The following is an 18,076-nucleotide window of genomic DNA, read 5'->3' as shown; positions in this document are numbered from 1 at the left end:
GCGGCTCGCTCCCACAGTTTGGGGCCGGGGGACTGCAAAATTTGTGTTCGGCACAAAGAATTGCTTCAAGTCAGCTCCATTTCCTTTGGCTTTACCACCGGCACAACCTCGAAGCGATCCGCCAGGAACGGCGTGATGTCCAGCGGCAGGGGCTCGTTGTTCAGCAGTTTGTCCAGCAGCACACCAGTGATGGCCGAGGTCAGGATGCCGGTGCGAAAGTGCCCACAGGCATTTAGGTACCCCTCCACGCCGCGCATCGGGCCCAGGATGGGCAACTCATCAGGTGAGCCGGGGCGCAAACCGGCCCAGGTGCGTTTCAGGTTGATGTCGGCCAACTGCGGTATGCAGCGCATCGCGCCCTGCACCAGCCCCTCGATTTCCGGGTAGGTGGTGGTCACGTCGAAACCCCTGTCCTCGGTGGTACTGCCGATGAGGATCTCGCCGTTGTCCTTTTGCGCGACATAGCAGTCGCTGGTGGTCAGGCACCCGTTGAGGATCTTCGGCATGCGTTCGGTCAGCAGGATTTGCCCCTTGACCGGCTTGACCGGGATCCGCACACCGGTGGCTTGCTCGCTCAGGTCCGCCGCCCAGGCACCGGCGGCATTGATCAACGTCCGACACATGAACGTCCCGGCTTCGGCGGTTCTCACCCCTGTCACCCGCGCCCCGTCTCGAAGCACCTGCGCCACGTTGGTGTTGAAGAACATATCGACGCCGTTCTGCCGGGCGCCCTCGGTGTAGGCATCGGCCAGCCGGAACGGGCTGACCTGATGGTCGCACAGAAACTCCAGCGCGCCCCGGGCCTCATGGCTGACATTCGGCTCGGCCTCGCGCAGGGCGGCCTGGTCGAGCCAGCGTACCTGATCGGCCAGGTGGGGAATGCAGGCGACGATGTGCTCGGCATACAAACGGTCTTCATCGTCGTAGATCACGAACTTGAGCCCGGTCTCCTCGAACTTGAAGTCCATGCCGTGGTTGTCCATCAGCTCGCGGTGCAGTCGGGGATACATCGCGTTGGACTGCAAGGCGAAATCGAAGAACGACTGGGGCAGGATGTGCGGCGTGCTGGCGTCCACCGCCACGGCGGCGCCCTGGGCCTGGCGCTTGCGGTTGGCCGACATCATCCGAAAGAAAATCACCCCGCAGCCCAGGCCCACGGATTCACCGATGGCCCACAGGCCGCCGGCCGAAGCGCGGGTGGCGTTGCCGGGGCGCTTGGCGTCGATCAAGGCGATCTTCAAATGCTTGCGTTTGGACAGTTGATAGGCACAGGACGCACCGATCACGCCCCCGCCGACGATAACGACATCATAGTGCTTGAGGTCTGAATGCTCAGTCATGCCGGAGGGCCTCCGTGCCGACGTTCTGAAAGGCTGAAAAGGGAATCGGGTCGATGGGGAAACGCGGCCGCAGCCAGCCAACGTCGGCACGCCCGGTGGCCTGGCGCAGGCGATCACTGCAATAGCCCACGCACATCCGCCCCTGACAGTCACCCATGCTCACGCGGGTGCGCATTTTCAGGCTGGCCATGTCTTGCACGCCCTGCTCCAGGGCGCGGTCGATGTCGGCGCGGGTCGCGTGTTCGCAGCGACAAATGACCGTGTCGGCGGTCGGCAACGCGGTTTGTCCGGCGCCGCGTTGCGTGTAGCGGTCCACGGCGGCGCGAAAGCGAATGATCCGCTCCAGTTGCGCCCTATACCGGTCGCGGTACTCCAGGGCAGTGGACGAATCCAGCAGGTCGGCCTGCATCAGGATCGACAGTGCGGCGATGCGCCCGCTCAACATGGCGGCTTCGCCACCGCGAATCCCGCCCACGTCGCCGGCCAGGTGAATGTGCGCCTCGCTGCTTTGTTGCCAGGCATCGGACACTGCCCGCAAATAACCGTCATCGATGAAGCCATGCTCCAGGCCCATCTGCTGGCTCAATTGGGTGCGCGGGATGAAACCATAGCCGACTGCCAGCGTCTGGGCCGGGACCTGTTCGGCTCGTTCGAGGTCGGGCTCCCAGGTACTGGAATACGGTGCAACGGTGACGATGTCCAGCTCGCCCTCGCCGTTGGCCTGTACCACTCCCCAGCCATAACGCACGGGGATGCGATGCAGTTTGAGATAAGCCAGCATGCTCAGGCCGTCGAGGAACAATTGTGGTTTGTTCAGCAATGCCAGGCTTTCCCTGGCGATCTTGCCGAAGGCACAAGCCTCATAGACGCCCGCCACGGCCACGCCCGAAGCGTGAAGTTGACAGGCCACCAGCGGCAGCAACGGGCCTGTACCGGCGATCACCACCGGCCCCGGCGGCTTGACCGCTCCGCTCTTGATCTGCAATTGCAGACCACCGAGCAGCATCACCCCCGGCAGTGTCCAGCCAGGGAACGGCACGCTGCGCTCGTGACAACCGGCCGCCAGCACCAGGTGGGAATAGCTGACCTCGCGCAGTTGTTCATCGGCGTTCAGCAGCATCAGCGCCTTGAACCCTTCGGCGCCGATGACGCGGTGGTTGAGTTGCACATCGATCAGCCCGGCGTAGCGCTGGAACTCACCGTGGAGTTTGTTCAGGGCTTCGCTGTAGCGCGGCCCGAGGTAATCCAGGCTCACCCCGTCGCGCAGCGGCCCGCGGTAGACCACGCCACCCAGGCGCGGCGCTTCTTCGAGCAGGGTGCAACGCACCCCGTGGGTGGCCAGCTCGATGGCCGCGGCCATACCCGCCGGCCCGCCGCCGACAATCACCGGATGGAGGTTCATGGTGCCTCCCTTTCGGCGATGCGATTGGCCCGGGTTTCGATTTGCATGCCGGGACGCACTTGGGTCTGGCAGGCGCGGCGCTTGTGGCGGCCGTCGATCTTGACCAGGCAACATTGGCACACGCCCATGCCACAGTATGCGCCACTGAGTTGGTCGTGATCGTTGCGTGCTACCTGGCGCTGGCCCAGGGCCTGAATGACGCTGAGGACGGTTTCACCTTGGGCCGCGCTGACGGACTGCCCGTCCAGGTGCACCGTCATGTCGGCCTGCTGCAGCGGCTGGATATCAAATTTTCGGCGTAGAAGGTCTTGAGGTTGCATCATGTTGCTCTTCCTTGAAGGTTCAGTGAGGTCTCGGCTCCTTGCGGCACACCATCACCGGTTCGTGTCAGTGCCCATCAGCGACAGCGCGCCAAAGCAGGGCAACGGACGCAGCATGATGGTGCGCACTAAATTTATGTTAGGGATTATTTGTGACCAAGTGTTGATCCAGGCCAGTGAATACCGCTGTCGGCGTCCATGAACATTTTTTCAGAAAGCCGACAGGTATTTTTTGGCAGAATGCTGCGCAATGGCTTCAATTTCTCACCCGGTACCGCCCATGAACCGCATTTTGACCATCGAAGACGACGCCGTGACCGCCCGTGAAATCGTCGCCGAACTGACCCGCAATGGCCTGGATGTCGACTGGGTCGACAACGGCCGCGAGGGCCTGGAACGGGCGGTGAGCGGCGATTACGACCTGATCACCCTGGACCGCATGCTGCCCGAACTCGACGGGCTGGTGATCGTGACGACGTTGCGCACCATGGGCGTGGCCACGCCGATCCTGATGATCAGCGCCCTCTCCGATGTGGACGAGCGGGTGCGCGGCCTGCGGGCCGGTGGCGACGATTATCTGACCAAGCCGTTCGCCACCGACGAGATGGCCGCCCGGGTCGAAGTCCTGCTACGACGCAACAACGGTGCCCGCGAGCCGGAAACCGCACTGCGGGTGGCCGACCTGGAACTCAACCTGATCAGCCGCGAAGCCAGCCGCAACGGGCAACTGCTCAGCCTGCTGCCCACCGAATACAAGCTGCTGGAGTTCCTGATGCGCAACAGCGGCCAGATCCTCTCGCGCATGATGATTTTCGAAGAGGTCTGGGGCTATCACTTCGATCCCGGCACCAACCTGATCGACGTCCATATCGGCCGCCTGCGCAAGAAAATCGACCCGCCGGGCCTGGAACCGCTGATTCGCACGGTACGAGGTTCCGGCTATGTCATTGCTGAACCCCGCTAAGGGCTGGCGCTCCTCCAGCAGTCGCCTGCTGGCGCTGTACAGTTCGCTGTTCGTGCTCTGGAGCGCGGTCCTGATGGGGGTGATGTATTACGAAGTGTTCGGTTACCTCGACAGCCTTGCCAAGCACTCCCTGATGCAGCGTCAGCACCTGTTCGCACGTATTCATGGCGATCAGTTGGAAGATGCTCTCATGGCCAGCCTGACCCTGGATGAACGCGGCGTCGACGCCTACGGCCTGTTCGATCCGCAATTGCGCCACTTGAGCGGACCGATCCGGCACGTCCCCCCCGATCTGCCCCTGGACGGCAATATTCATATGCTCGGCGGCTGCGTCGATTCCAGGGATCCAGGTATTCCTTCCGACAGTTGCGACGCGGTGGCGACCAGGACCCAGGACGGCCGCTGGTTGGTCCTGGCGCGGGACAACGGCTCGCTGTTCGCTGTCACGCGCATCATTCTGCACGCGTTGTTCTGGGGCGTGTCCCTGACCATTTTGCCGGGCATTGCCGGCTGGCATCTGTTGCGTCGGCGACCCTTGCAACGCATCCGCAAACTGCAGGCCAGTGCCGAGGCCATCGTGGCCGGTGACCTGACCCATCGCCTGCCGCTGTCGAGCCGTCGCGATGAGCTGGACATGCTGGCGGCAATCGTCAACGCCATGCTCGATCGTATCGAACGCCTGATGAACGAGGTCAAGGGCGTGTGCGACAACATCGCCCATGACCTGCGCACCCCGCTGACTCGCCTGCGCGCCCAGCTTTATCGCATCCAGCAGCAAGCCCCGGACGGCTCGCCCGAGGCGTTGCAGATGGATCAGGTGATTGCCGAGACTGACACCCTGATGGCGAGGTTTCGGGGCTTGTTGCGGATTTCCGAGCTGGAAGACCAGCAACGACGCTCAGGGTTCGTGCGCCTCGATCCGTTGCAGTTGTTGCAGGAACTGCACGATTTTTATCTGCCGCTGGCCGAGGAGCGGGAACTGACCTTCACCCTCCAAGTACCCGCTGCCCTGCCCTTGCTCAACGGCGACCGGGCATTGCTGTTCGAGGCGGTGTCCAACCTGCTGAGCAACTCGATCAAATTCACCCCGCCGGGCGGTGAGGTGATCCTGCGTGGCGTTGATCAGGGCGACAGCAGCCGCATCGAAGTGCTCGACTCCGGGCCCGGAATCCCCGAGGCGGAGCGCAAGGCTGTGTTTCGCCGCTTCTACCGCGCCGAGGGCAGCAGCCAGCAGAGCGGCTTTGGCCTGGGGCTGTCGATCGTCGCGGCGATTGTCAACTTGCACGGGTTCACGCTGGAAGTGGGCAGCAGCGAGCAAGGCGGCGCTCGGCTGGCACTCGATTGCCGGGCGACGCTGCTGTAGGTGGCGGCTACCAAGTTCAGCGGAAAAGTTCAGCGGATCATTCAGGCGGGGTCACTTCGATACAGCGGGGTGTTTTCAAGCTCATACCGCAACTCATCGATCAGCTTTGCCAGGCTTTCTTCCGAGCGGACGCTGTCGACGCTCATGCCGCTCACCACCAGATCCACCTCCCCGCTTTCGCGGTGATACAGACGTACGGTAAGGGTTCCGTCGCCGTTGAGGCTGCATTCGCAGGCCAGTGGCTTGAAGCTTTCTTCGAGTCGGGCGCGCAGGGGGGCCAGTAGGGTCATCCGTTGCTCCTCAGCGCTGTAGCCGCGAGCGACCGGCGGGCAGCTGCGGGCTCATAGGCCCGGCAAGCGTCCTTGCGATTGCACGATTGATTCGTTCACTGCTCATTGTGGCGTGTTCCTTGACTGTTTCGTGGGGGACGCGGCATTGCGCAGAGAATGCCGCACCCTCACAGCCTAAGGAGCCAACGGCGCGGGCAAAACCCGAATTTGCACCAGCACGCCCGGTGCATTTGCACTGGCCATCATGGTGCCTTCATTCGCCACTCGTTGGCGAACAGGCCGCGTTCGCGCGCCCAGACGATTGCCTCGCTGCGGCTGTGAACATCGAGTTTGGAGTACAGCGTCGCCACGTGATTGCGCACGGTATTGGGGGCCAGCTTCAAGCGCGCGGCGATTTCCTTGTCGGCCAGGCCCTGACAGATCAGCCCCAGCACATCACGCTCCCGGGCTGTGAGCTCGGTAAATGAAGTGCTGGGCAACTGGGCGTTGATGCTCTTCACATTGGCCAGTTTTTCGATCAGGGTCCGACTGAACCAGGAGGCATCTTTCATCACCTCTTCGATAGCCGCCACCAGTTCCAGCTCCGAGCGTTTGCGTTCGGTGATGTTCATCAAGACCAGCAAATAACACGGTTTGTCCTGAATGACGACAGTATCGGCCGCCATCTCGCAGTCGATCTGTTCCCCACCCTTTTTGTGAACCTTGACGTCGACGCTGGACACGGTTGCGGTTTTTTCCAGCGTGGCAAACAGTGCGGCGCAGGCATCCGCGTCGAGAAAGCCGATTTCCTCCACGGTTTTGCCCAGCAGTTCTTCACTGGCATAACCGGTGGTCTGAAGAAAGGCTTCGTTGATCTCGAGCAGTTGCTGTTCGGCGCTGCACACCAGGGTTGGCACGGGCGTGAGACGGAACGATTTAGCAAAGCGCTCCTCGCTCTGGCGCAACGCCGTTTCGGCCTTGCGGCGCGGCTCCATGTCCATGAAGGAAAACAGCATGCAGTCTTCGTCATGCAGGTCATCCAGCGGCTGGCCCGCGACAATCACTTGCTTGCTGCCGCCCCCTGGCAATTTCAACTCAGCCTGCATTTGCGGAATGGTCGCGCCCTGCCCCAGGCGCTCGATGGCCAAGTCACGTTTCTCGGCGGCCTCGAGCACATCCAGCTCATACACCGAACGCCCGATCACCTGCTCGCGGCTGTAGCCGGTCATTTCCAGAAAGCCTTGGTTGACCTTGATATAGCGCAAGTCACTGAGGCGGCAGATCACCGCCGGCGCCGGGTTGGCACCGAAGGTTCTTTCAAAACGCTGCTCGGCGCTGGCCCACTCGGTGGCATCGCTGAGAATCAGCACCAGCAATTCCGCCTGGCCGCTACGGTCGGTCAGCACCATGCTGCGAATCCGATGAACCCAGGTGCGGTCCGGATCAGCCTCGGGCGTGACCTCCACCAATACATCGCTGAACTCATCGCCACGGGCGACCCGAGCAATGGGGTAGTTGTCCGCGGTCAGCGGGTGGTTGTTGCGATAACGCAAATTGAACCGCTGGGCGTATTCCTCGGCGTTGGCCCCCAGCTCCTTGAGGTCAGTGACCCCGTGCATGGTCAACGCCGCTTCGTTGGCCCAGGCGATGGTCTGATCGACTTCGATCAACATCACCCCGTCAGACAGCCCGGCGATGATTTGCAGCAGTTGACGACGATTGGTATCGGTAGTCGGGACATCCTGGCTCATCGGGTCTCCATGTGGTCAGAGGAGCATGGAGATTACGACCATCCGCGGCGATGACACGTTCCCCTATAGGAACTGTCGAGTGCAACGAGGCTGCGATCTTTTAATCCTCAAGCTGCTTCAAGCCGCCATGCGTCCCTCGGCAATCGCCTGTGAGGCGGCGAGCATCGCTCGCAGCAGCACCGCACACCCGGCAGCCAGATCATCCGGGGCGGCGTTTTCGATTTCGTTGTGGCTGATGCCGCCTTCGCACGGCACGAAGATCATCCCGGCTGGCCCCAGTTCGGCGAGGAAGATCGCGTCGTGGCCTGCGCCGCTGACGATGTCCATGTGGGACAGGCCCAGCCCTTGGGCAGCACCGCGCACAGCTTCGACACAACCCTTGTCGAAGTACAGTGGCGGAAAGTCAGCCGTAGGGGTCAGTTCATACGTCAGGCCGTGTTGCTGACAGGTGTCATCAATGACTTGCCTGACCTCGGCGATCATCGAATCCAGGCGTGCCGGCTCCAGGTGACGAAAATCCAGGGTCATGCGCACTTCGCCGGGGATGACATTGCGCGAACCGGGATAGGCTTGCAGGCAGCCAACCGTGCCGCAGGCATGGGGTTGATGGCCGAGGGCCGCGCGGTTGACGGCGCCGACGATGATCGAAGCACCGACCAAAGCGTCCTTGCGCAGGTGCATCGGGGTCGGGCCGGCGTGGGCTTCGACGCCCCGCAAGGTCAGATCGAACCACTTCTGCCCCAGTGCCCCCATCACCACACCGATGGTCTTGCGTTCGTCCTCCAGGATCGGCCCCTGCTCGATGTGCGCCTCGAAATACGCCCCCACCGGATGCCCGCTGACCGGGCGTGGCCCGGCGTAGCCGATAGCATTGAGTGCCTGGCCGACGGTAATGCCCTCGGCGTCGGTCTTGGCCAGGGTTTCTTCGAGGGTGAACTTCTCGGCGAATACGCCGGAGCCCATCATGCACGGGGCGAAGCGCGAACCTTCTTCGTTGGTCCAGACCACCACCTCCAACGGTGCTTCGGTTTCTATTTTCAAGTCATTGAGGGTGCGCAGCACTTCCAGGCCGGACAGCACACCGAAGCATCCGTCGAACTTGCCACCGGTAGGCTGGGTGTCGATGTGGCTGCCGGTCATCACCGGTGGCAGGTTCGGATTGCGCCCCGGCCGACGGGCGAAAATATTGCCCACCGCGTCAATGCTGACGGTGCAGCCGGCTGCCTCGGTCCATTGCACGAACAAGTCCCGGGCCTGGCGGTCCAGATCGGTCAGGGCCAGCCTGCACACCCCACCCTTGACCGTGGCACCGAGCTGCGCCAGGTCCATGAGCGACTGCCACAAGCGGTCGCGATTGATGTGCTGTTGGGTGGACTGTAGAACGTCGACGGCTGCGTTCATGGGGGATCTCCAGTTTTTTCAGGCATTTTCTCGTTGTACTTGAGGCCGCTATCGCGAGCAGGCTCGCCCCCACAGGGGATCTGCTGTGCACACAGGCTTGCGTTCACCCCAATCCAGTGTGGGAGCGAGCCTGCTCGCGATGAGGCCCTCCTTTACACCGCAGTTTTAGCGATGGACGGGCTCGCCCGCATACTGCACAACCCGTAATAAATCACCCCGCCCAGTGCCGAGCCGGTGAACCAGCCGTAGCTGTAGAACCAGCTGAATGCATCGCTGCCCAACGACAGCAGCGTCAGCACCACAGGCACGCCAAAGGCGATGAAGCCGTTCCAGTTCCAGGCCGGGTAGACGTCGTCGCGGTACAGCCCGGCCAGGTCCAGTTGTTGTTTCTTGATCAGGAAATAGTCCACCACCATGATCCCGGCAATCGGCCCCAGCAGGCTCGAATAGCCCAGCAGCCAGTTGGAATAGACCGACTCAAGGCTGACCTCGGAAACGATCAGACCGAGTTTCTTCAGCAGTTCGTGGGCCATCAGCGCCAGCCCTACCAGCCCGGTCAGCATCACCGCCTTGGTACGGCCGATCAGTTTTGGCGCCAGGTTCTGGAAGTCGTTGGTGGGTGAGACGATGTTGGCGGCGGTGTTGGTCGAGAGCGTGGCGATGATGATCAGCACCATGGCCAGCGCCACCCACAACGGGCTCTGAATGTGTCCGATCAGGGTCACTGGGTCAGAGACGGTCACGCCCACCAGTTTCGCCGAGGCCGCCGTCATCACCACGCCGAGGGCGGCGAACAGGAACATGGTCAGCGGCAGGCCGATGATCTGCCCCACGATCTGGTCTTTCTGGCTCTTGGCATAACGACTGAAGTCAGGAATGTTCAACGACAGCGTGGCCCAGAAACCCACCATCGCTGTGAGCCCTGCCAGGAAATAACTGGTCACGCCGGCACCTTCGGGCCGTTTGGCCGGCTGCGCCATCAGTTCGGTCAGGGAGACGTTGGGCAACGCCCACATCAGCAGGCCGACCCCCACCAGCACCAGCAGCGGCGCGGACAGGGTTTCCAGCCATTTGATCGACTCGGCACCGCGCAGCACCACCCACAGGTTCAGGACCCAGAACACCATGAAACCAATCACTTCGCCGGTGCCACCCAGGCTCTTCCAGCCCTCGAACACCGAGCCGAGAAACAGGTGAATCGCCAACCCGCCGAACATCGTCTGGATTCCGAACCAGCCACACGCCACCAGTGCGCGGATCAGGCAGGGCACGTTGGAGCCGATGACGCCGAAGGACGAACGCAACAGCACCGGGAACGGAATGCCGTATTTGGTCCCGGCAAAGGCGTTCAGGGTCAGGGGAATCAGCACGATGATGTTGGCGAACAGGATGGCCAGCAACGCTTCACCCACCGACAACCCGAAATAAGCCGTGAGCACGCCGCCCAGGGTGTAGGTCGGTACACAGATCGACATGCCGACCCATAACGCGGTGATGTGCCATTTATTCCAGGTTCGCTCATGCACCTGGGTTGGCGCGATGTCATGGTTGTAACGGGGGCTGTCGAGAACATCGCTGCCGGCTTCAAGCTCGAATAACCCGTCGCGCTCGGTCACTGTTGATCTGGTCATGTCCGCTCCACTGTTTTCATTATTTTTGCTCATCGACTGGCGATGGCCGGAGTACTTGCATGTAAAGCGCGCGTTCTACCGGCGGCCCTGCCTGGCAGCGACAGCACTCAATAACTGTGCCGATTGCCTCGCCGGGTTGACCGGTTGAGCGATATAACACTGACAACTTTATGATATTTAACGCTTTAATTTAATTTCATTGTCCGCTCGCACTGCGCGCCAGTGCCCTTGAGGCTAGATGACCTGCACGTTCTGTCGAGCCCGAGATTCAAAGTGGTGCACCCCACAATATTGCGAAGCGTCTAAACCGCACTTTAACGCCTTTCAAGCTGCTGATTTAGCATGATAAATCTCGCTCAAATAATGATCCTGTCAAGTGCGTCAAAATGGTGAGGCGGCTCACCATTTTGGTGATTTATAGATTAAATTGATATTTTTCAATGAGTTATATATTCAAAAAACCCATTAAAAATAATCTTGCCGATTCGTAAAACTCCAGCTAGCTTCTAATCCTGACAGCCGTGACAGGATTAGAACTCTGCACGACTTCATCACTTCCCCATCATGATCTATACAACATAAAGAACCGGCATCAGTCGGTCATGCCTGCGAGGAACTCGGAATGTCTTTGTTGATCCGTGGCGCCACCGTAATAACCCATGATGAACGTTATCGCGCCGATGTGTTGTGTGCCGAGGGTGTGATCAAGGCCATTGGTGAAAACCTGGATGTGCCCGCCGATGTCGAAGTACTCGATGGCAGCGGCCAATACCTGATGCCGGGCGGCATCGACCCGCATACCCATATGCAGTTGCCGTTCATGGGCACCGTCGCCAGCGAAGATTTTTTCAGTGGCACGGCAGCAGGCCTGGCGGGAGGCACGACCTCGATCATCGACTTTGTCATTCCCAATCCCCAGCAATCGCTGATGGAAGCCTTCCACCAGTGGCGCGGCTGGGCGGAAAAAAGCGCCAGTGATTACGGTTTTCACGTGGCGATCACCTGGTGGAGTGAACAGGTTCGTGAAGAGATGGCCGAGCTCGTCAGCCATCACGGGGTGAACAGCTTCAAGCACTTCATGGCCTACAAGAACGCGATCATGGCGGCCGACGACACCTTGGTGGCAAGCTTCGAGCGCTGTCTGGAACTGGGCGCCGTGCCCACGGTGCATGCCGAGAACGGCGAGCTGGTTGATCACCTGCAGCGCAAGTTGCTGGCCCAGGGCATTACCGGCCCCGAAGCCCATCCGCTGTCGCGGCCCTCGCAAGTGGAAGGTGAAGCCGCGAGCCGGGCCATCCGTATTGCCCAGACCCTGGGCACGCCGCTGTACCTGGTGCATGTGTCGACCAAGGAAGCCCTGGATGAAATCACCTATGCCCGCAGCCAGGGTCAGCCGGTCTACGGTGAAGTACTGGCCGGGCATCTGCTGCTCGACGATAGCGTTTATCGCCACCCCGACTGGCAGACCGCCGCCGGTTACGTGATGAGCCCGCCCTTCCGCCCTCGCGGGCATCAGGAAGCGCTCTGGCATGGCTTGCAATCAGGCAACCTGCACACCACCGCCACCGACCATTGCTGTTTCTGCGCCGAACAGAAAGCCGCCGGCCGGGAAGACTTCAGCAAGATTCCCAACGGCACCGCCGGTATCGAAGACCGTATGGCGGTGCTGTGGGATGAAGGGGTCAACAGCGGCAAATTGTCGATGCATGATTTCGTCGCCCTCACCTCCACCAATACGGCGAAGATCTTCAACCTTTACCCGCGCAAAGGTGCCATTCGCGTCGGTGCCGATGCCGACCTGGTGCTCTGGGACCCGCAAGGCAGCCGCACGATTTCGGCCAAGACCCACCATCAACAGGTGGACTTCAACATCTTCGAAGGCAAAACCGTGCGCGGCGTGCCGAGCCACACCATCAGCCAGGGCCGGCTGGTCTGGGTCGATGGCGACCTGCGGGCCGAACGCGGCGCCGGACGCTACATCGAACGACCGGCTTACCCGGCGGTGTTCGATTTGTTGAGCAAGCGGGCGGAGTTGCACCGGCCGGTTGCAGTGAAACGCTGATAGCGGCCTACGGCCTATCGCGAGCAGGCTCGCTCCCACACTGGATTTTGAATGGATACAAAATCTGTGTGCACCGCAGATCCCTGTGGGAGCGAGCCTGCTCGCGATGAGGCCAGTCCGGACACAAAAAACACTGCCCACCAGAGGCAGCACCTCAAACACCGTGAGGCCAATTCCATGATCCAGCCCTTGAGTCACCTCCCCCATTCCCAGGAAGACCCGACCACCCTGGCCGCGCGTTTCAGCGACCTGGCGCCGCCGCTCAACCCACGACAGGCGCACCTGGAAGCATCCCGTTGCCTGTACTGCTACGACGCGCCGTGCGTGAACGCCTGTCCGAGCGAGATCGACATCCCTTCGTTCATCCGCAACATCCATCAGGACAACGTCCAGGGCGCGGCGCAGAAGATTCTCTCGGCCAATATCCTCGGTGGCAGTTGTGCCCGGGTCTGCCCCACAGAGATCCTTTGCCAGCAAGCCTGCGTGCGCAACAACGCTCAAGAGTGCGCGCCGGTACTGATCGGCCTGTTGCAACGCTACGCGGTGGACAACGCCCACTTCAGCGAGCACCCGTTCAAACGCGCCGCCACCACCGGCAAGCGCATTGCCGTGGTCGGCGCGGGTCCTGCGGGGTTGTCCTGCGCTCACCGCAGTGCGATGCACGGCCATGACGTGGTGGTGTTCGAGGCCCGGGAAAAGGCCGGCGGCCTCAACGAATACGGAATCGCCAAATACAAGCTGGTGGACGATTATGCCCAGCGCGAACTGGACTTTCTGCTGGGCATCGGCGGCATCGAGATCCGCCATGGGCAAAAGCTGGGCGAAAACCTCAGCTTGAGCGACTTGCATCAGCAATTCGATGCTGTGTTCCTCGGCCTCGGCCTGGCCGCCAGCAAACAACTGGGCCTGAGCGATGAACAGGCGCCGGGGCTGCTGGCCGCCACCGAGTACATCCGCGAACTGCGCCAGGCTGACGACCTTAGCCAGTTGCCGCTGGCCGACCGCTGCATCGTCCTCGGTGCCGGCAACACCGCCATCGACATGGCCGTGCAGATGGCCCGTCTCGGTGCCCGGGACGTCAGCCTGGTGTACCGGCGCGGCCTTGAGGACATGGGCGCCACCGGCCATGAGCAAGACATCGCCAAGGCCAATCAGGTGCGTCTGCTGACCTGGGCCCAACCGCAACAAGTGCTGCTGGACGAGGCCGGGAATGTGCGGGGCATGCGTTTCTCCCGCACCCACCTGGAGAACGGTCGGTTGGTCACCGGCGCCGACACCTTCGACCTGCCCGCTGACGGGATTTTCAAAGCCATTGGCCAGGCCTTCGATGACCACGCGCTGGCGGACCCGCTGGCCCGTGAACTCAAACGCCAGGATGGACGAATCCTGGTAGACGAGCATTTGCGCACCAGCATCGCCGGCGTGTATGCCGGCGGTGACTGCACCAGCCTGGACCAGGACCTGACGGTGCAGGCCGTGCAGCACGGCAAGCTTGCCGCCGAGGCGATCAACGCTCAACTCATGCTCAACGTGGAGGCTGCGTAAATGGCCGATCTGTCGATTGTCTTCGCCGGCATCAAAGCCCCCAATCCGTTCTGGCTGGCCTCCGCGCCGCCGACCGACAAGGCCTACAACGTGGTACGTGCCTTCGAGGCCGGTTGGGGTGGCGTGGTCTGGAAAACCCTTGGAGAGGACCCGGCGGCCGTGAACGTATCGTCGCGTTACTCGGCCCACTTCGGCGCCAATCGCGAGGTGCTGGGCATCAATAATATTGAGCTGATCACCGACCGTTCGCTGGAGATCAACCTGCGGGAAATCACCCAGGTGAAAAAGGACTGGCCGGACCGGGCGCTGATCGTGTCGTTGATGGTGCCGTGCGTGGAAGAATCCTGGAAACGCATCCTGCCCCTGGTTGAAGCCACGGGTGCCGACGGTATCGAGCTGAACTTCGGCTGCCCCCACGGCATGCCCGAGCGGGGCATGGGCGCGGCCGTCGGCCAGGTGCCGGAGTACGTCGAGCAAGTCACGCGCTGGTGCAAGACCTATTGCTCGCTGCCAGTGATCGTCAAGCTGACGCCGAACATCACCGACATCCGCGTCGCTGCCCGGGCGGCCCATCGGGGCGGCGCCGATGCAGTGTCGTTGATCAACACCATCAACTCCATCACCAGCGTCGACCTGGACCGCATGGTCGCCCTGCCCATCGTCGGCAGTCAGAGCACCCACGGCGGCTACTGCGGCTCGGCGGTCAAGCCGATCGCGCTGAACATGGTCGCGGAAATCGCCCGCGACCCGCAGACCCAAGGCTTGCCGATCTGCGGCATCGGTGGCATCGGCAGTTGGCGCGACGCGGCGGAATTCATCGCCCTGGGCAGTGGCGCCGTGCAAGTGTGCACGGCGGCGATGCTCCACGGTTTTCGTATTGTCGAAGAGATGAAGGACGGTCTGTCACGCTGGATGGACGATCACGGCCACGCCAACCTGCAGGCATTTTCCGGTCGCGCGGTGGGCAACACCACCGACTGGAAGTACCTGGACATCAACTATCAAGTCATCGCGAAGATCGACCAAGCGGCCTGCATCGGTTGCGGTCGCTGCCACATCGCCTGTGAAGACACGTCCCACCAGGCCATCGCCAGCCTCAAGCAAGCGGACGGGACGCACAAATATGAAGTGATCGATGAAGAGTGCGTAGGCTGCAACCTCTGCCAGATCACCTGCCCGGTGCAGGACTGCATCGAGATGGTGACGGTGGAAACGGGCAAGCCGTTCCTGGATTGGAACCATGATCCGCGTAATCCCTATCATGTAGCGGTCTGAAGAAGCTGTGGCGTCTGGACTGACGCCATCGCGAGCAGGCTCGCTCCCACACTGGGTCGTGTCGTTCACAGATTTTGTGTACGCCAGAAATCCACTGTGGGAGCGAGCCTGCTCGCGATAGGGCCATCAGCCTCAACACAGATCTCAAGGCTCCAACCCAATCCCCCGCAAAATCACACTGGTCACCGTCTGCACCGCCCGTTCGAACTGCATGTCGGACAGTGGCTGGTGATCATTGAGGATGTTGATCTGGTGGTCGAAGTCGGCGTAGTGCTGGGTCGAGGCCCAGATCATGTAGAGCAGGCTTGAAGGCTCTACGGGGAGGATGCGTTTGTCCTCCACCCACTGGCGGATTTTTGCCTCTTTCATCTTGGCCCAGTCATAGAGGCTGGCATCCAGCGCCTGGCCCAGGGTCGGGGCGCCGTGGATGATTTCGTTGGCCCAGACCTTCGAGCCGTAGGGCCGGCTACGGGAGTGGTTCATCTTGGCGCGGATGTAACTGCTGAGCACCACCCGCGGGTCATCGAACATCTCGAAGCACAAGGCATCCTGCTTCCAGACCTCCAACAGATCGAACAGCACGGCGCTGTACAGCTCGCTCTTGGTGCTGAAGTAATAATGCAGGTTGGATCGGGGCAGTTGCACCTCGGCAGCGATGTCGGCCATGGCGGTGCCGCCGAAGCCCTTTTCGGCAAAGACCTTTTCGGCGGCCAGCAGGATTTTCTCGACGTTACTGCGACGAATCTCGATCTTGTGATTGCCCATGAGGGCTCCCTGACGACAGCGTTGGTCAAGACTAGCATTCACCCACTGTCGAAAACACAGGTGTTAACCATGTCTCCCGATGATCGTTCCCACGCTCCTGCGTGGGAATGCCGCCAGGGACGCTCCGCGTTCCGCTTCTGGCAGTGACGCAGAGCGTCACGGGATGCATTCCCACGCAGAGCGAGGGAACGATCAAGGGGTGAGTCAGCTAGTGCGCTTCGACGTTATCCAGCACACGGTTCGCCAGCAATCCGCTCAGTTCGATCAATTGCTGGATGCCCAGGGCGATGTGGCGCCTGGACCCTTCCAGGTCGAAGGCCAAGTCACTGACCATGGCATTGGCCGAGGCCAGGTTTTCGCTGAGGTTGGCGAGCAGGGTTTCGGTGTCGACGCCATTGGCGACGGTGAACAGTTGGCCGGGATCGGCCTCGGATTTTCTGGGTTTGGGCTTGAGGTAGTGGTCGAGGATGCGGTCGGCGGCTTTGTCGAACGCCTTGGAATTGGATGGATCTGTACCGGGCGGGTTGGGGGTTACTTTGAACATAGGTGAATCTCCAAATCGAAAAATGGAGCCATCACTCTCGCTACCAAACGAAGGGTGGCGGCCATACGCGGGTTGGTAGACCGGTGACTTGGAGAACCGGCGCGTCCGAAAACGCCCTGCGCATGACCGCCATAAAACAGATACCAAAACGGACTGTATGACAGGGGCTATGCGTCAAGTCAAAAGCCGGGCTACCAAACCCGATCACTGATTCAATCAGTGACCCGAAAACGATAGAGCCCGGCCCCCAGGCGCACAAGCCGGCGGATTCTGGCGCAGTTGTAGGCAACGGCGCAAGACAACGTAGCCCGACCCCGAACGATCCTACATCTGGATAAACACAAACCCGTTTGGACCCGGCATAGGGTTAAACAACACACCCTCGCCACAAGAGCCTTCTTGTTTGATCGTTCCCACGCTCCTGCGTGGGAATGTCGCCAGGGACGCTCCGCGTTCCGCTTCTGGAAGGTGACGCAGAGCGTCACTGGATGCATTCCCACGCCGAGGGTGGGAACGATCAAAAACACCGGCGCTGCTTGTGGGAAAGCTTCTGTGGCGAGGGAGCAAGAGCTCCCTTAAGACTTCCAATCGCCAGCATTCGACTAATGTCTTAGACCAGTCATCGCACAACCAAGCACCCTCCCCGCTACTCTCAAACCACGCTTCGACACGGCGCCACGGCCTGCAATCTTGAGCTCGGCCAGCGCCAGCCATTGAAACGTCTCATTTTGAGCGCACCCGAGTTGGACAATTCCGATAATGGCCAGTTGACAACGAGGAGCAGCTTCCAAATAATCCACCTCATGTTGTACGACGACGTATGACAAATAAAAACAACAAAAAAGTAGGGAGCGTCATAGTGAGCACACGTGTCCGTTTTTCGCCCAACCCCCGTCAAAACCGCCGTACCTTTCTCAACGCCAGCCCCGCCCTGGTCCTTCTCGGTTGCAGCAGCCTTGCCGCGTTCCTGCCAATGACCGCCAGCGCCGAAGGCTTCGTCGATGACGCCAAGGTCAATCTCAACCTGCGCAACTTCTACATCAACCGCAACTTCACCAACCCGGCTAACGCCCAAGGCAAAGCCGAGGAATGGACCCAGAGTTTCATTCTCGACGCCAAGTCCGGCTTCACCCAGGGCACAGTCGGTTTCGGTGTAGACGTGCTGGGCATGTACTCGCTCAAGCTCGACGGTGGTCGCGGCACTGCCAATACCGCCTTGTTACCGGTGCATGACGATGGCCGCCCGGCCGATGACTTTGGTCGCCTGGGTGTCGCACTCAAGGCCAAGGTGTCGAAAACTGAGCTGAAAGTGGGCGAATGGATGCCGGTGCTGCCGATCCTGCGCTCTGACGATGGCCGGTCCCTGCCGCAGACTTTCCGCGGCGGTCAGGTCACCTCCACCGAGATCAACGGCCTGAGCCTGTACGGCGGCCAGTTCCGCGCC

Annotated in this window: 15 protein-coding genes; 6 read left to right on the top strand and 9 right to left on the bottom strand. The window is 61.2% G+C overall.

Annotated elements, in window-relative coordinates; genetic code table 11:
* Positions 1–65: 65 nt before the first annotated feature.
* From hcnC to hcnA, 3 genes are read right to left on the bottom strand one after another with little or no spacing between them, the layout of a single operon-like run.
* The gene (gene hcnC, locus GSM73_RS10365; RefSeq protein WP_160892444.1) at positions 66–1,340 is read right to left on the bottom strand and encodes a cyanide-forming glycine dehydrogenase subunit HcnC; all 1,275 of its coding nucleotides are present in this window, start codon (positions 1,338–1,340) and stop codon (positions 66–68) included.
* A complete protein-coding gene (gene hcnB, locus GSM73_RS10360; RefSeq protein WP_160892442.1) occupies positions 1,333–2,742 on the bottom strand; it encodes a cyanide-forming glycine dehydrogenase subunit HcnB in 1,410 nt (469 codons plus the stop codon). Before hcnB ends, hcnC begins: the two co-directional genes overlap by 8 nt.
* On the bottom strand, positions 2,739–3,062 hold the full coding sequence (hcnA, locus tag GSM73_RS10355; protein WP_076386697.1) for a cyanide-forming glycine dehydrogenase subunit HcnA: 324 nt from the start codon (positions 3,060–3,062) through the stop codon (positions 2,739–2,741). Before hcnA ends, hcnB begins: the two co-directional genes overlap by 4 nt.
* Positions 3,063–3,342: 280 nt before the next feature.
* Here hcnA and GSM73_RS10350 point away from each other — a divergent pair, with 280 nt between their 5' ends.
* The gene (locus GSM73_RS10350) at positions 3,343–4,026 is read left to right on the top strand and encodes a response regulator transcription factor (protein ID WP_047230191.1); all 684 of its coding nucleotides are present in this window, start codon (positions 3,343–3,345) and stop codon (positions 4,024–4,026) included.
* Positions 4,004–5,389, top strand: a complete 1,386-nt coding sequence (locus tag GSM73_RS10345; protein ID WP_160892440.1) for a HAMP domain-containing sensor histidine kinase — start codon at positions 4,004–4,006, stop codon at positions 5,387–5,389. Before GSM73_RS10350 ends, GSM73_RS10345 begins: the two co-directional genes overlap by 23 nt.
* A gap of 41 nt (positions 5,390–5,430) precedes the next feature.
* Here GSM73_RS10345 and GSM73_RS10340 read toward each other — a convergent pair whose 3' ends face one another.
* The 4 genes from GSM73_RS10340 to GSM73_RS10325 form a co-directional block, all read right to left on the bottom strand.
* Positions 5,431–5,679 carry a DUF1652 domain-containing protein gene (locus GSM73_RS10340; protein ID WP_047230189.1) on the bottom strand — a complete coding sequence of 83 codons (249 nt, stop codon included), beginning with the start codon at positions 5,677–5,679 and terminating at the stop codon, positions 5,431–5,433.
* Between the two features lie 242 nt (positions 5,680–5,921).
* On the bottom strand, positions 5,922–7,409 hold the full coding sequence (locus GSM73_RS10335) for a helix-turn-helix transcriptional regulator (protein WP_160892438.1): 1,488 nt from the start codon (positions 7,407–7,409) through the stop codon (positions 5,922–5,924).
* A 117-nt stretch (positions 7,410–7,526) separates the two neighbouring features.
* Positions 7,527–8,810: a Zn-dependent hydrolase gene (locus tag GSM73_RS10330; RefSeq protein WP_047230187.1), complete on the bottom strand. Its 1,284-nt coding sequence runs from the start codon at positions 8,808–8,810 to the stop codon at positions 7,527–7,529.
* A 152-nt stretch (positions 8,811–8,962) separates the two neighbouring features.
* Positions 8,963–10,441 (bottom strand): NCS1 family nucleobase:cation symporter-1, encoded by a 1,479-nt coding sequence (locus GSM73_RS10325; protein ID WP_047230186.1) that lies wholly within the window; start codon positions 10,439–10,441, stop codon positions 8,963–8,965.
* Between the two features lie 622 nt (positions 10,442–11,063).
* Here GSM73_RS10325 and hydA point away from each other — a divergent pair.
* The 3 genes from hydA to preA all read left to right on the top strand — a co-directional run bounded on the left by hydA (position 11,064) and on the right by preA (position 15,323).
* On the top strand, positions 11,064–12,503 hold the full coding sequence (gene hydA / locus GSM73_RS10320) for a dihydropyrimidinase (protein WP_160892436.1): 1,440 nt from the start codon (positions 11,064–11,066) through the stop codon (positions 12,501–12,503).
* Positions 12,504–12,680: 177 nt separating this feature from the next.
* Positions 12,681–14,048 carry an NAD(P)-dependent oxidoreductase gene (locus GSM73_RS10315; RefSeq protein WP_160892434.1) on the top strand — a complete coding sequence of 456 codons (1,368 nt, stop codon included), beginning with the start codon at positions 12,681–12,683 and terminating at the stop codon, positions 14,046–14,048.
* Positions 14,049–15,323, top strand: a complete 1,275-nt coding sequence (gene preA, locus GSM73_RS10310; protein WP_047230183.1) for an NAD-dependent dihydropyrimidine dehydrogenase subunit PreA — start codon at positions 14,049–14,051, stop codon at positions 15,321–15,323.
* A gap of 144 nt (positions 15,324–15,467) precedes the next feature.
* On the opposite strand, the gene GSM73_RS10305 is transcribed toward preA, so the two are convergent.
* Positions 15,468–16,088: a TetR/AcrR family transcriptional regulator gene (locus tag GSM73_RS10305; RefSeq protein ID WP_047230182.1), complete on the bottom strand. Its 621-nt coding sequence runs from the start codon at positions 16,086–16,088 to the stop codon at positions 15,468–15,470.
* A 208-nt stretch (positions 16,089–16,296) separates the two neighbouring features.
* On the bottom strand, positions 16,297–16,632 hold the full coding sequence (locus tag GSM73_RS10300) for a DUF6124 family protein (RefSeq protein WP_160892432.1): 336 nt from the start codon (positions 16,630–16,632) through the stop codon (positions 16,297–16,299).
* Positions 16,633–17,491: 859 nt separating this feature from the next.
* On the opposite strand from GSM73_RS10300, the gene GSM73_RS10295 reads away from it, so the two are divergent.
* Positions 17,492–18,076, top strand: a 585-nt coding sequence (locus GSM73_RS10295; protein WP_160892430.1) for an OprD family outer membrane porin, incomplete at its 3' end; no start/stop codon positions are given.

The sequence above is a fragment of the Pseudomonas sp. PICF6 genome (genome assembly GCF_009831705.1).
Taxonomy (GTDB): domain Bacteria; phylum Pseudomonadota; class Gammaproteobacteria; order Pseudomonadales; family Pseudomonadaceae; genus Aquipseudomonas; species Aquipseudomonas rhizophila.
Note: the sequence above shows the minus strand (reverse complement) of the source record. Positions and strands in the feature narration are given on the sequence as shown.

What these genes read in the sequence shown, in the direction of transcription:
- GSM73_RS10300 (WP_160892432.1), bottom strand. Translation starts at nt 16,632, where the DNA reads ATGTTCAAAGTAACCCCCAACCCGCCCGGTACAGATCCATCCAATTCC.
- GSM73_RS10345 (WP_160892440.1), top strand. Translation starts at nt 4,004, where the DNA reads ATGTCATTGCTGAACCCCGCTAAGGGCTGGCGCTCCTCCAGCAGTCGC.
- GSM73_RS10335 (WP_160892438.1), bottom strand. Translation starts at nt 7,409, where the DNA reads ATGAGCCAGGATGTCCCGACTACCGATACCAATCGTCGTCAACTGCTG.
- preA (WP_047230183.1), top strand. Translation starts at nt 14,049, where the DNA reads ATGGCCGATCTGTCGATTGTCTTCGCCGGCATCAAAGCCCCCAATCCG.
- hcnB (WP_160892442.1), bottom strand. Translation starts at nt 2,742, where the DNA reads ATGAACCTCCATCCGGTGATTGTCGGCGGCGGGCCGGCGGGTATGGCC.
- GSM73_RS10350 (WP_047230191.1), top strand. Translation starts at nt 3,343, where the DNA reads ATGAACCGCATTTTGACCATCGAAGACGACGCCGTGACCGCCCGTGAA.
- hydA (WP_160892436.1), top strand. Translation starts at nt 11,064, where the DNA reads ATGTCTTTGTTGATCCGTGGCGCCACCGTAATAACCCATGATGAACGT.
- GSM73_RS10325 (WP_047230186.1), bottom strand. Translation starts at nt 10,441, where the DNA reads ATGACCAGATCAACAGTGACCGAGCGCGACGGGTTATTCGAGCTTGAA.
- hcnC (WP_160892444.1), bottom strand. Translation starts at nt 1,340, where the DNA reads ATGACTGAGCATTCAGACCTCAAGCACTATGATGTCGTTATCGTCGGC.
- GSM73_RS10315 (WP_160892434.1), top strand. Translation starts at nt 12,681, where the DNA reads ATGATCCAGCCCTTGAGTCACCTCCCCCATTCCCAGGAAGACCCGACC.
- GSM73_RS10305 (WP_047230182.1), bottom strand. Translation starts at nt 16,088, where the DNA reads ATGGGCAATCACAAGATCGAGATTCGTCGCAGTAACGTCGAGAAAATC.
- GSM73_RS10340 (WP_047230189.1), bottom strand. Translation starts at nt 5,679, where the DNA reads ATGACCCTACTGGCCCCCCTGCGCGCCCGACTCGAAGAAAGCTTCAAG.
- GSM73_RS10330 (WP_047230187.1), bottom strand. Translation starts at nt 8,810, where the DNA reads ATGAACGCAGCCGTCGACGTTCTACAGTCCACCCAACAGCACATCAAT.
- hcnA (WP_076386697.1), bottom strand. Translation starts at nt 3,062, where the DNA reads ATGCAACCTCAAGACCTTCTACGCCGAAAATTTGATATCCAGCCGCTG.